17 protein-coding genes and 1 pseudogene are annotated in these 11,629 nt (G+C 33.4%); all 18 read right to left on the reverse strand.

Annotated features, from left to right (window positions below; translation table 11 throughout):
* Positions 1-122: 122 nt before the first annotated feature.
* The 18 genes and pseudogenes from ACCQ42_RS08815 to ACCQ42_RS08905 all read right to left on the reverse strand — a co-directional run bounded on the left by ACCQ42_RS08815 (position 123) and on the right by ACCQ42_RS08905 (position 11,441).
* Entirely contained in the window at positions 123-515 is a 393-nt protein-coding gene (locus ACCQ42_RS08815; protein WP_000723888.1) for a conjugal transfer protein, read from the reverse strand.
* A gap of 88 nt (positions 516-603) precedes the next feature.
* On the reverse strand, positions 604-1,101 hold the full coding sequence (locus ACCQ42_RS08820) for an antirestriction protein ArdA (RefSeq protein ID WP_000342539.1): 498 nt from the start codon (positions 1,099-1,101) through the stop codon (positions 604-606).
* 116 nt (positions 1,102-1,217) lie between these two features.
* Positions 1,218-1,439 carry a hypothetical protein gene (locus ACCQ42_RS08825; protein WP_001009056.1) on the reverse strand — a complete coding sequence of 74 codons (222 nt, stop codon included), beginning with the start codon at positions 1,437-1,439 and terminating at the stop codon, positions 1,218-1,220.
* 42 nt (positions 1,440-1,481) lie between these two features.
* Entirely contained in the window at positions 1,482-2,687 is a 1,206-nt protein-coding gene (mobT, locus tag ACCQ42_RS08830; RefSeq protein WP_000398284.1) for a MobT family relaxase, read from the reverse strand.
* Between the two features lie 177 nt (positions 2,688-2,864).
* On the reverse strand, positions 2,865-4,250 hold the full coding sequence (locus ACCQ42_RS08840; RefSeq protein WP_000813488.1) for an FtsK/SpoIIIE domain-containing protein: 1,386 nt from the start codon (positions 4,248-4,250) through the stop codon (positions 2,865-2,867).
* Positions 4,251-4,278: 28 nt separating this feature from the next.
* The gene (locus ACCQ42_RS08845) at positions 4,279-4,662 is read right to left on the reverse strand and encodes a YdcP family protein (protein ID WP_001234286.1); all 384 of its coding nucleotides are present in this window, start codon (positions 4,660-4,662) and stop codon (positions 4,279-4,281) included.
* A gap of 18 nt (positions 4,663-4,680) precedes the next feature.
* Entirely contained in the window at positions 4,681-4,995 is a 315-nt protein-coding gene (locus ACCQ42_RS08850; RefSeq protein ID WP_410035961.1) for a YdcP family protein, read from the reverse strand.
* A 323-nt stretch (positions 4,996-5,318) separates the two neighbouring features.
* On the reverse strand, positions 5,319-5,567 hold the full coding sequence (locus ACCQ42_RS08855; protein WP_009346075.1) for a hypothetical protein: 249 nt from the start codon (positions 5,565-5,567) through the stop codon (positions 5,319-5,321).
* A gap of 79 nt (positions 5,568-5,646) precedes the next feature.
* The gene (locus ACCQ42_RS08860) at positions 5,647-5,796 is read right to left on the reverse strand and encodes a hypothetical protein (protein ID WP_009346097.1); all 150 of its coding nucleotides are present in this window, start codon (positions 5,794-5,796) and stop codon (positions 5,647-5,649) included.
* 45 nt (positions 5,797-5,841) lie between these two features.
* On the reverse strand, positions 5,842-6,132 hold the full coding sequence (locus ACCQ42_RS08865; protein WP_009346044.1) for a CXXX repeat peptide modification system protein: 291 nt from the start codon (positions 6,130-6,132) through the stop codon (positions 5,842-5,844).
* A gap of 16 nt (positions 6,133-6,148) precedes the next feature.
* Positions 6,149-8,359 carry a radical SAM peptide maturase, CXXX-repeat target family gene (locus ACCQ42_RS08870; protein WP_009346040.1) on the reverse strand — a complete coding sequence of 737 codons (2,211 nt, stop codon included), beginning with the start codon at positions 8,357-8,359 and terminating at the stop codon, positions 6,149-6,151.
* A 10-nt stretch (positions 8,360-8,369) separates the two neighbouring features.
* Positions 8,370-9,014 carry an ABC-2 transporter permease gene (locus ACCQ42_RS08875; RefSeq protein WP_009346091.1) on the reverse strand — a complete coding sequence of 215 codons (645 nt, stop codon included), beginning with the start codon at positions 9,012-9,014 and terminating at the stop codon, positions 8,370-8,372.
* A 3-nt stretch (positions 9,015-9,017) separates the two neighbouring features.
* Positions 9,018-9,272, reverse strand: coding sequence for a hypothetical protein (locus ACCQ42_RS08880; protein WP_410035962.1), 255 nt, complete (start codon positions 9,270-9,272; stop codon positions 9,018-9,020).
* 17 nt (positions 9,273-9,289) lie between these two features.
* Positions 9,290-9,898, reverse strand: coding sequence for an ATP-binding cassette domain-containing protein (locus ACCQ42_RS08885; protein WP_410035963.1), 609 nt, complete (start codon positions 9,896-9,898; stop codon positions 9,290-9,292).
* Positions 9,895-10,272 (reverse strand): GntR family transcriptional regulator, encoded by a 378-nt coding sequence (locus ACCQ42_RS08890; RefSeq protein WP_074017833.1) that lies wholly within the window; start codon positions 10,270-10,272, stop codon positions 9,895-9,897. The genes ACCQ42_RS08885 and ACCQ42_RS08890 overlap by 4 nt, the downstream gene beginning before the upstream one ends.
* A gap of 176 nt (positions 10,273-10,448) precedes the next feature.
* Positions 10,449-10,967, reverse strand: a complete 519-nt coding sequence (locus ACCQ42_RS08895; protein WP_004830103.1) for a ClbS/DfsB family four-helix bundle protein — start codon at positions 10,965-10,967, stop codon at positions 10,449-10,451.
* Between the two features lie 62 nt (positions 10,968-11,029).
* Positions 11,030-11,149, reverse strand: a pseudogene (locus tag ACCQ42_RS08900) (conjugal transfer protein); the annotation flags it as partial.
* A gap of 73 nt (positions 11,150-11,222) precedes the next feature.
* A complete protein-coding gene (locus ACCQ42_RS08905) occupies positions 11,223-11,441 on the reverse strand; it encodes a helix-turn-helix domain-containing protein (protein WP_004830100.1) in 219 nt (72 codons plus the stop codon).
* Positions 11,442-11,629: the final 188 nt, after the last annotated feature.

Genomic DNA, 11,629 nt, shown 5'->3' on the forward strand with positions numbered 1-11,629 from the left:
ATTGTACTATTTATTGTATCCATACCAGTTCTGGACTTAGAAATGAGTAATTGTAAGGAACAAGCTCATAGTAAGCATAACATTCCCCGTCTTTATTCCAGACGAGATTGTTTTCAATGTATTTAATTGGATATGCCATAAAATTCACTCCTAACTGCTGTAATGGCTTCTTGTGGCTGGTTTCTGCCAAGCGTTACTTTTTTTCCTGCATAGGTCAGCTTTGGTCGCAGTGCATAAGCAATGACAGACTTCAAAAATCCATAAGGCTTTTTACCATCAAAAGTTTTTGTAGACATAAACCATGTGAAAGCCACAGGAATCCCAAAGTATTTGAGAAATGCTCCCTCTATCATGGAAAGAGGGGGCAAGTTGCCAAGTATCATCACTGCAAAGAGTGACACGACAAACCATGTCATTTGCGTAAAGGTTATGGGAAACGGAAGTCTAAAATCATTGATAGAATACAGTACCTTTTCCACAGACCAGATACTGGTATAGCTTCGTATTTTCTTCATGTAATCAATCCTTTCATAAAAAATAGGGGTAGCTGATTGAGCCACCCCGTAAAATAGAAAATCTGCCAGTAGTAATGTACCGACAGATTTAATAGACGATTTCAAAAATCCCATGATTGGTTGAGATAAACGTTCCTGAAAGGTCTAAATCCCGACCATATGCTTGATAATCAATATAGTTTTGAAGACTAGCTGGTACTTCGCCTAAAGCACCCGTTTCTTCAATGTAGTAGCGTGCCACGTCATACATATCATCACAATCGGAATGAATGATAATATCCTCTTGATGTTCGCTTAGTTCTTCAATGCTTGAAAAATGAGTGAGCAGAGCAGATAGCTCCGATTGTAATTCTTCGGGTAATTCCGATACCATTTCCCATAGTCGATTGAGTTCGCCAATGGAAGTGTATTCGTCAACCGTAAAGGGTAACTCGTAGTCATGAATGGCGTATTCCTCATATTCATCATTCAAGCCGATTTTCTCTTTGACTTCCTCAAAGTCGATGGGAAAGGTAAACCACGCACCGACCAATTCGCCCTCATTGTATTTGCCTAAATTCGCAATATAGACTTGCATATCGTCCATATATTCACGTCCTTTCTTTGTAGAGATTCAAAAATCCCTACCGCACTTCGTTTGGTGTACCATTCCTTTGCGGAACATAAGAAAACCACTTATATTCCACAAAAGAACGGTTTTATTTAAGCACCAATAATGCGATTGAATAGCTCTAGTAAAATGTCTTTTACTCCAGCAGCGTTGAAGACTAAGCCAACCGCAATAATCGCAATAATTAAAAAGCCAATCAGTTTGCTAAACTCACGCTTGAAGCCAAGATACAAGCCAATCACAACGATTGCTAAAAGCACCAGTGATTGAGCGTTTGATAGAAACCAGTTATAAAGGTTTTGTCCAAAATTCATAAAAATGTTCTCCTCTCTATATTCAATGAATTTGTATTTGAGTTATTTTTTTGTTGTTATCACGTCCTGTTCTTTTACTGACTGTTGCTTCAAAATCTGCTTGTGTCGGTCTGTCAGTTTCGCATGGTCGAGAATGTCTTTTACAACCTGCGTCTGGTTGATTTCATCAAGTTTAATCGCAACCTTTAAGGTCGGGGCAACTTGATGAGATAGCCAGTTCAGCGTCCTTTGGAAGGAGTAAGGCTCTGGTTTTGTGGTTAGTTTTAATCGTTCACGATTGTTCCCAATAAACCAAGCCCATTCTTCATTCAGTTTCCAATCAGAACGAGGTTTGGAATCGTCTTTATCTACAAAACGGATATACCGATTGATAATTTTAAAGGCGGTATGCTCTGGATTGTCATAGACGAGTAAATCACGGACTGCATAATAGGCACGCTCATTTTTCAATCGAATCTCAAAACGGTTTTTTACTTCTGCGTCTTCAATGGGAATATCATTTTTCTTGTACTGCTCGTAGTCCTTTTCATAGATACAGAAATAAACTTCACTTTGTAATGAACCGATATAGAGGGTGTTTCCCATACATTCCTTTTCCTCTTTGCGTACCAGTTCGCCACTGCGATAGCTTTTAAAACTGCGGAAGACGGAGATACATTCTTCCTGTTGGCACTTTTCAGTGAGTACAGGGATATTCAAAATCCCTGTCTTATCGTTAATGGCAAGGTCAAGGCGTTTCATCACACCGCCAGCCACCAAAACGTCCATAAAGAACTCATACCAGCTTCTTTGTTGTGCCAGAAGATAGCTTTCAAATTGTCTGCACCCACGACCTTTCAATTCCACCAGAACTCCTTTGTCCAGTTCATGGGAGCAAAGGACGAATATGTCGCCTAAAGCATAATGCTCTGAATAAGAATAGAAACCATAGTCCTCATGAAGAAAATAGGACAGTTTCAGTTGTAAGATGTTTTCGACCACCTGCTGTACGTCTGTTGTCGGAAAGCGAATCCTTACATAATCAAACAGCATTTCAAGGGGAGCGTCGGGATTGAAGCGTTCCAGAGCTTCCCAAAGGGACTGCTGTAAATCCTCTGATGGCTTGACTTTTCCTGTTTCAATATCGCTTAGATACTGCCTTGTAATACCAGTCGCAACAGCTAAACGGTTTTGAGATAGTCCATAAGCCAAGCGTTTTTCTTTTAAATGCTGTAACCAAGTTTGTTCATTCAGTAAAAATCCCTCCAATCAAAAAGGCGTATGTCAACTTTTAAAGCCCATTTGACATACGCTGAAATTTTGTAAATCCCTTGTAACCAAAGGATTTTCTAATGTTTTTTTGACTGTTTCCTGTCGATTTGTACCCCCCTGTTAGATACGGGGGGTTAAGTGCTGGCGTGGCTATTGCCACACCAGCCAGCAAGATCAGTCCACACCTGCGACTTCCGCTTCGCACGTCGCCTGCGTGGACTGTCTGCTGTTGGATAACTTTTTAATTTCCTCCAAGAAATCATATCCTTTTGGTACAAGGGGAGTATAAAACTCTGATATGACACTTGTTCCTACATCAACATAGCCACGACCTTTGATTCGCTTTAAGAAGAAATCCTTTTGTACGTCACTGCCAAACATCATGCCATAGCCCATTTCAGACATACGACCTAAAGCCACTCTGAAATTAAACTGATCACGGATTCCGTCGCCTAAATATTTTGCGTCTGGACGTTGACAAGCCAGTATTAGAAAGAAGCCAGCTTGACGACCTAACATGACAATCTGTTTCAGCTTATTCATAACTGCGGTGTTTTCTTTTGTTCCCAGCATTTCCATGAAAGCGACGTATTCATCAAAGATTAAGAAGTGTGCCGGGAGACCTAAGTAAGCATAATTTTTGCCAGTCTTATAGTTCTTCATCTGCTTCATTTCCTCACTACGTTTCATCATTTCTTCATAGAATGTTTCAATGCAAGAAAGCAAGTCTTCTTTTCTATAGTAGACATTTGCCATCACAGAACCTAAGTCCGCAAGGTCAGCATTTTTCGGGTCAAGAATATACAGTTTTGAATCTGTATGAAGCAAGGCTTCAATCAGTGTCAGTATAAAGTAAGTTTTACCGCCACCTGTACCACCAGCAATCAACATATGAGGGAGCTTATCATATTCCCACCATACGTTTTTCATTAAGCGAAGTTTACCATCTTTAGCTTCTACTTCATCAATAGAAATACGACTGGCTATGGTGTCATAGAGCAAAGTATATTCCACATAGGAATCCTTTAACTCTTTATCCGTCAGCTCACAGTACAAGCCACTCTCTAATTTCTTTTCCAAGTGTAAGAGTTGGTCTTGATATTTTCCCAGCGTGATTTCCACCCGTATCTGTATCAAGCCATTTTTAAGTCGATAATACATTTTAGGGAAGTAAGTTATCTTTTCCTTTGTACGACCAGCACTATCTTTAAAGAAACCCTCTGTTTTGACCTGTTCAGATTCATACCACTTGTTTTCAAGTATCATCTTTGCCAGTTTTTGACGGTGGTAAAGTTGTTTAACCGTATCATAGCGAACCCGTTTGAATACAAACGCTACCAGCAAGCAGATAAGAATTGCGACACTGAAACTGATAATTAAATAGGGAATGTCAATCTTATCTGCTTGTGATAGGTTAAAATCCTGCCAGTTGATCTGCTGGATTGTCTTCACATGAAACAGTCCGACAACCAGCAGGAAAACAGGCAGGAGTGACGCTATCGTAAAATGAAAGACTAAATCTTTACCAGATGGGCGAATCCTTTTACCACGCTGTTTCATGCGAAAAAGTCTCCTTTCTACCTAGCGACTATTTGTCTTGTGTCGGTTCTTTCTTTGCTTGTGGTTGAGCTTTGAATGAACTAGAATCCTTTGTCAGCACAATATCGTCTGCCTTGATATACCAGTCAACATCTGCTCCTTGATAGGTGGCAGTAGCAACGGTGTCCGCAATGGGATTGATAAGTTCCACCCGTGCGTTATAATCAAACTCTTTCAAAGGCACGCTGGCAGGAATACTTACTTGAATCATGCGTCCTTGTCCTTTGGATTTTAAGTCATAGGTACGTTCCTTGATTTCATCTGAAACCGACCCGTCTTCATTTTGGATTCTCACTTCACGACGTAGAGCAGAGAATTTCAATTCTCCAAAAGTCGTGTCTTTATCTAATACAATGCCATTTGCTAATCTCATCATTTTTCCTCTCTTTCTTTATTCTTTTATCATGTCGTCAGCATGTAAAAGGTAATTTGTAAAACCACGAGTGCCGATTTTGTAGCCCTCTGCGGTAATACGTGGATTGACTAACTTCACACGTTCCTCAAAGCCGAAATGTTTTTCGCCAGCTTCAGCAGGAAGCACCACCACAATATCATCTGCTCTTTGAACATCAGAATAGAGATTATAGCTTCTTGATAAGACAGTTAGCCGTCCGTTGATTCTTCGCTGAACGACTTTATCCTCGGCAGCAAATTCTAAATTGCCGAATGTTTTTTCCATGTTGGGAATCACAAATTTAAGTTCCATATTTTTACCTATCCTTTCTTTTTTATTGGCTGAATGAATGTTTGATGGTCTTAAAGAGTGGGGAACGACCTTTTGATTCTTGATTTTTTGTTTTCATAAGTTCACTTCCTTTCAAAATCGGGTAATAAAATAGACACCTCATTTTTTGAAGTGTCTACCTATTAAATATTCAAATTTTATTGGAAGTATCTTTATATCTTCACTTGTCAAGGATAAATCGTCGTATCAAAGCTCATTCATAAGTAGTAAATTAGTAGTAAATTGAGTGGTTTTGACCTTGATAAAGTGTGATAAGTCCAGTTTTTATGCGGATAACTAGATTTTTATGCTATTTTTATCATTAAAATAATCATATTAGTAAAGAAAATTATAATTATATTTGTTATCAAAGCATCGTATTCAACTTTATTTATTAACATATTAAAAACATACTTAAACAACAAAATATTTATAATGGCTTGAACACTTTTTAAAACGGCATTTGCTATAATCAATGGAATTTGACTAGGTGTACATTCTTTTATTATTTTAACCACTTTTATGTTATAAACTATGCTTTTTTTCTTTTTCATTTCCACACCACAATTATTTAATTACTTCTTAAAATGAAATAAGAAAGCTCATTTACGAGCTTTCTTATTTTTTTAACACCTAACCTATAAACCATCCACCTGTACAACCTTTGCACCCTGAGCTACAGCCTGTACAAGCATTTCTACAACCCTTACATCTGTCATGATATCCACAAGCAAAAGGTACTATGTCAGGTGTATTTGGCTTTGTGTAAAGCATAAAATCCATACAATGCCCTCCTTTCCAAATATATTTATAATTGAATTAATGCAATTATAGCAATGTTAAAACGCAGGATTCATAATCTACCCTGAACCCCAAATCTTTTTGCAATTTGTATTTTTCACAAATTTCATTCCACCATTTTCTACAATTTTTATCAGCATATAAAAGCTCAGTCTCAACATTTGCAAATATGCTTTCGTCCATATCAAATTCACCAACTATATTAGGATTATTTCTTATAATCAAGTCAATAGTTCTAATCGAATTAAATTTTTGAACTCTAATCATAAGATTTTTTACTTCTTCTGATGTTAATTCTATATTCCTCTCACAATCCATTTTTATACCTTCTCACTTAATAATTCCATTTATCAGCAATTGCTCTCTCATCATTAAAAATCATTTTTGAAACATAATCATTGTATTTCAATATCTTAAGATCATCTGGAATATATATATTTAAAACTTCATTATTTTCTTGCAATAAGTTTGCAAAGTATTTCTGTGCATTTGCCTCTACGAATGATATTTTGCATTGAGTAGATGAAGGAACATTTACCTCACCTGTTGTAATTTTATTATCTAATAAACATCTCTTACATGCATTTGCATCACATTCTAAGCACATTGCCGACTTGCCCCTAAAATATTTACGCTTTTCAGAGAAATCTATTCCATCTTTTAGATTCCCTATATTCCAGTCAGGATTAGTAAAATAGAATCCTGGGCATACATAAAATTTACCATTTGGAGCCAGTGCAACTGAATTTATCCCTGCTGCACAATCCCTAGTCTCGTTCTTTTCTAGCATTATTCTGTCACTCAAAACATTTATCTGTAGAAAAACACCTCTTTCAACAAATAAATCTACAACATACTCACATAATCCATGCAATTGATCTTCATATAGTGTAATGTCACTATCGTTCCACAAATTCATATCACTAATAAACAGATTTATTCGTTTAATTCCGTTGTTGCAAAACCTCTCAATTGTGTTTTTTAACTTTCTAATCTCATTTTTTCTCAAAATGTAGTTTATAACTGGTGTCTCTATATTTTCTGAATATTCATCAACTACAGTTATAGATCTTTGCGGATTTTTAAAAATTCTTCTCCTGTCTATTTCAAAGAACACTTTCTTTTCACTATCTAAATCAATTTCATAACTACCCAGAAAAATAGGCAATACTTCATTGTCTAGACAAAATTTCAAAGCATTATCATATAAGTCCTTAGACATATAATTCCCCTCATTATATCGCTTTGTATAATTGCAAAAAGAAGGTGCATCATCTGATGTAATAAAATAAACATATTTAAGTTCATTATGTTTTGAAAACAACACCTTTTCAATAACTCTATCTGATGTCTTCCCTGTCTCTAATTCATATCTTTTCCAAAAATATTTATTTGCCCTCACATTAGCCTTATGCATTTCGCATATATGCTTTACTCTGTTATATAAAGAGCCATTCTCCTGATAATTTTGTGCTACACACCAACCACAATCAGTTCCAACATTACAATTATTACATTCTTCATCACTTACAGAAGTCCAAGTAGTTCCACATAAAGCTCTCAAGGCATTATAATCTACACCTTTATCTATACTTCCAACTATCATTCCCTTTTTATCATCAGAACACATTTCTAAAAATCGTATACACGGATAAATATTCCCATCTGTATCAAATGCTAAGCTCTTATATCCAGCTCCACACCTATTTTGATTCAACGAATTACTAGCAAGTGGTAACCCTCTTCTTTTTTCAAAATACGCTACACTATGGGTCAAATATCTACCACTTTCAAACATGTAATCCGCAAGTTCTTTAAGTTGATTTTCAAATATACTTGGATCTTCTTCTTTCCAAACATCTTCATAAACTAAATTCGACTCAACATTTTTAAATCCAAGATCCCATAAGTGAATTATACTATCTTTTAGATATACTAAATCCTCACTTGAAAATGTCGATTTTTGAAATATTTCATCCTCATAGTCTTGTTTGTATTTGTAAAACGATTTAATAACCTTGTCATAAGAACCTTTTCCATCCCTAGTAATTCTTGTTAAATCATGTTTTTCTTTAGTTCCATCAATACTGAATCCAAATCCAGCATGATACCTGTGCTTTTTTAAATAATCTTCCATTATTTTTGAATCATATAATGTCCCATTTGTGGAAAAGGAAAATTGAAGATTATTAAACCATTTATGCCTTTTGCTATATAGCAACAGACAGATATAATCGCTTATTTTATCTATCAATTCCATTTCTAATAATGGTTCTCCACCAATAAAATCAATCAATAAATTATCTGATAAGTTATTACAATATGGATCATTCACAATAAAGTCTACTATTTTTTTGGCTGTTTCAAATGTCATCTTTTTGAAATTATTCTTCCCAACCATATAACAATATGTACATTCCAGATTACATTCTTCTGTTACACACATAGTTACATTTAAATAATTACCTTTTTCCCATGATATTTTAGAAATCCTATCATTTCGAAATGATCTACTAAGTATTGAATTTATGTCTGCTATAGCCATCATTTTCCTCCTAAGTATCTAATTTTAGATTTTCCATTCTTTTTGAATTCAATACGCATGATGTTATTAATAACATCAAATATATTACACAAAGTGCAACATTTCCACCTGACTTAGAAAATCCAAGTTTATTAACCACAAATATCTCTATAGCTACAAGCACAATAGAGCCAATTAGCCCTATTACTAACCACAAATCACCTTTATCTAAATCAATAAAGTACAAAGCCAAGTAAAATATTGATACCATTTGTAGAATAAAAGCTAACAAAATATTTAATAAAATAATAAAATCCGAAAAACCATAATCAAAATAATGCTTACCTGCATGAATTGATATATAATTCAGGATTACTAACATTAATACAGACAGAAAAATAATAACTATTTGACTTACATATTTTGACAAAATTATGTTTTTCTTTTTTATCGGTAACATGAACTCGTATTTATACAATTTTAAATCATAATCTTTTCTCTGTGATAAAAGTATTAATAAACTGTTGGAGAATATTACAACTGCGCAATATGCAAAAACAAGCATTTGCGTGCTAGAAAAAAGATTTATCAAAATCCAAATTGTAAGCAAAAACGCATTCATTACACATATGTTTTTAATATTTTTATAATATATTTCTAATAATAGACCTTTCATATATTAGGATTCTCCTCCCTCTGTCAAAATCAGCAAAATTTCATCAAAATTAGGTTTATTTACAACAAATTCTTTATACTTATTCTTTATCTTCGATATATCTTTTACTAAAATATTTACTCTCCCATATTCTCTCCTATATGAAATTATGTCTGTTTTATCGACTTTTTCTAAATCCGTATCATTACAACGAAGTATCCCATAGTTATATAACAATTCATCTTTTTCTTCGCTCAACACGACTTTACCATTATCCATAAAAACTATATAATCAGCTATTTTTCCAAGTCTGTTGTAATATGTGATGATATATATACCGAGTGTTCTGGGTTTTCTATAAATTCTAATAATATACATAAAATCTCATCTCTACTTACTGGGTCTAACCCTGAAGTAATTTCATCTAATATGAGAAGTTTTGTTTCATGAGACAATGCTATAGCCAACGATAACTTTTTTTTCATTCCAAATGAAAATTGCTTAGTTTTCTTGTCTATTGGCAAATTAAATCGATTCAAATAATTTTTAAAACTATCTTCTTCCCAATTACTATAATTAAATTTCATTACCTCATTTATCTCATTAGGCGTTAATAATAATGAAAAGTTTGGGTCATCTAAAACAACACCTATGTGTTTTTTAATATCTACTTGATTACAATCTTCAGTACCAAATATCTCTATTTTTCCATCATCTTTTTGAAACATTCCAAGTATACAAGAAATAGTAGTACTTTTCCCCGCTCCATTTCTTCCTATATTTCCTACAATAGATCCATAAGGTACTTCAATATTTATATTTTTCAAAGAAAAATCATTTGTTTTATTCTTTTTATTTAATCCAGATACCCTTAATGCTAATTTATTTTCATATGAATCCATCATTGCCCCTCCTCATATATCTTTTTTATTAAATCTATCAAATCATCTATTGAAATAGAACTTGATTGTATGCTCTTGACAATTTTCTTAGCTAAATCTTCCACTTCTTTATATGTTTCTATTTTTTGTAATTCAATATTTCTTGCTGATATAAAACTGCCTTTGCCATGAATAGTTTCAATAAATCCATCTTTTTGTAAATTTTCATAAGCCTTTTGAACTGTAATTACAGCTACCTTAAGATTTCTAGCCAATACTCTCATAGATGGTATAGAATCTCCAGTTTTCAAATCTTCATTCATAATTTGTTTTTTTATCTGATTTTCGATTTGTTCATAAATCGGTTCGCTAGAATCGGTATTTATTATAATATTGATATTGCACCTCCTGTTTCAGAAGTGTACTTATGTGTACTTGTTATTTTAATAATACCACCAATAAAAATTTTTTTCAACCCCCTTAATTTCCCAATTTTGAGTATAAAAAAAGACGATATAGTTTTAATTTCTATCGTCTAAATCAAATTATTCTAATATACGTCAAATTTATGTTACTAAAGTACTAATTTCTTCCATTTTCTAACCTTAGTTCTAAATGTACCAAATGGTGCTACTGTATTTACATGAATAAATTTATACACTTCCCAAGTTGCTGTTTTTGTTGCTTCATCTGCCCATTTTCTCATATGAGGTTTAAATAATTCTTCTTCTGTTAGCTCATCTATCATAAGATAAATATCTTCAATATTTTTTGTTAATTGTTCTTTTAGTTCCTTTAAAGATTTATGAGCGTAAGCTTCTGTAAACCATTGATATAATTCGGCTAATTGATTCCACTTGAATTTATCTGATGGTGTTTTTACTTCAAGTCCTTTTTTCTCATCTTCTTCCCATTTCAATACTAAAGCTGTCCAACCTACTTGATAGGCAAGATTTTCTGCTGGTGTCCTATCAACTTCGTCTACTCTTTTATCTTTTAATTCTTCTGGGATATTATCAAACTCTGAAATATATTTTGCAAAAGTTTTTTTAATCTCATTTTTTAATTCTTCCTTACTTTCATAAGACCTCATATGCCTACCTCCATGGTTTGTATATAGATATTTTGCCAAAAATAATTATATCTTAATATTTAATCATAATCTTCCAGTAACTTGTAATTCTTATGTTTTGTGATATCAAATTTATCAGATAGTAAAAGTCTTACTACTCTTATCTGGTATATACACGTGCCTCCATCCATTACTGTTATTTCAATAAAATTTTAGATAACTTTATTAAGATTTTCTTTGATTCCTTATAAATCAAGTTTAAAGAACTATAAGAATTTAAATCTCTTGTTCAAATTCATCTTCAAAACTAATAATATCATTAGGAGTGCAAGATAGAGCCTTACATATTCTTTCTAAATTCTTAAATGTAATTGGTTTATCCTTGCCCATTTGTGCCATAACATTTGTTGTAAGCCCTGCCATAGCTATTACATCAGTTTTCTTTAAACCTTTTTTTGCTAACTGTATCCATAATGGTTTATAGTTAAGTGCCATAATATCCCTCTTTTTATGTTCATTAGATTTATTTAATTATAGCATAAATATTGATTTCATTCAATCTTACATTGATTTAGTGATTTATTTTAGAGAATTTGTTGTGTTATTCCGTCCTTATTTTGCCATAAATTGCTTAATACCTTGAGATTTAGCACCAGATAGTGATAGGTAATCCTTTGATGTTA

The organism is Anaerococcus kampingae (assembly GCF_046365475.1).
GTDB classification, from domain to species: Bacteria; Bacillota; Clostridia; order Tissierellales; family Peptoniphilaceae; genus Anaerococcus; species Anaerococcus kampingae.

Bases quoted from the DNA above. Each gene is read 5' to 3' on its own strand.
- ACCQ42_RS08815 (WP_000723888.1), bottom strand. From the start codon at position 515: ATGAAGAAAATACGAAGCTATACCAGTATCTGGTCTGTGGAAAAGGTA.
- ACCQ42_RS08820 (WP_000342539.1), bottom strand. From the start codon at position 1,101: ATGGACGATATGCAAGTCTATATTGCGAATTTAGGCAAATACAATGAG.
- ACCQ42_RS08825 (WP_001009056.1), bottom strand. From the start codon at position 1,439: ATGAATTTTGGACAAAACCTTTATAACTGGTTTCTATCAAACGCTCAA.
- ACCQ42_RS08840 (WP_000813488.1), bottom strand. From the start codon at position 4,250: ATGAAACAGCGTGGTAAAAGGATTCGCCCATCTGGTAAAGATTTAGTC.
- ACCQ42_RS08845 (WP_001234286.1), bottom strand. From the start codon at position 4,662: ATGAGATTAGCAAATGGCATTGTATTAGATAAAGACACGACTTTTGGA.
- ACCQ42_RS08850 (WP_410035961.1), bottom strand. From the start codon at position 4,995: ATGGAACTTAAATTTGTGATTCCCAACATGGAAAAAACATTCGGCAAT.
- ACCQ42_RS08855 (WP_009346075.1), bottom strand. From the start codon at position 5,567: ATGAAAAAGAAAAAAAGCATAGTTTATAACATAAAAGTGGTTAAAATA.
- ACCQ42_RS08860 (WP_009346097.1), bottom strand. From the start codon at position 5,796: ATGGATTTTATGCTTTACACAAAGCCAAATACACCTGACATAGTACCT.
- ACCQ42_RS08865 (WP_009346044.1), bottom strand. From the start codon at position 6,132: ATGGATTGTGAGAGGAATATAGAATTAACATCAGAAGAAGTAAAAAAT.
- ACCQ42_RS08870 (WP_009346040.1), bottom strand. From the start codon at position 8,359: ATGGCTATAGCAGACATAAATTCAATACTTAGTAGATCATTTCGAAAT.
- ACCQ42_RS08875 (WP_009346091.1), bottom strand. From the start codon at position 9,014: ATGAAAGGTCTATTATTAGAAATATATTATAAAAATATTAAAAACATA.
- ACCQ42_RS08880 (WP_410035962.1), bottom strand. From the start codon at position 9,272: ATGGATAATGGTAAAGTCGTGTTGAGCGAAGAAAAAGATGAATTGTTA.
- ACCQ42_RS08885 (WP_410035963.1), bottom strand. From the start codon at position 9,898: ATGATGGATTCATATGAAAATAAATTAGCATTAAGGGTATCTGGATTA.
- ACCQ42_RS08895 (WP_004830103.1), bottom strand. From the start codon at position 10,967: ATGAGGTCTTATGAAAGTAAGGAAGAATTAAAAAATGAGATTAAAAAA.
- ACCQ42_RS08905 (WP_004830100.1), bottom strand. From the start codon at position 11,441: ATGGCACTTAACTATAAACCATTATGGATACAGTTAGCAAAAAAAGGT.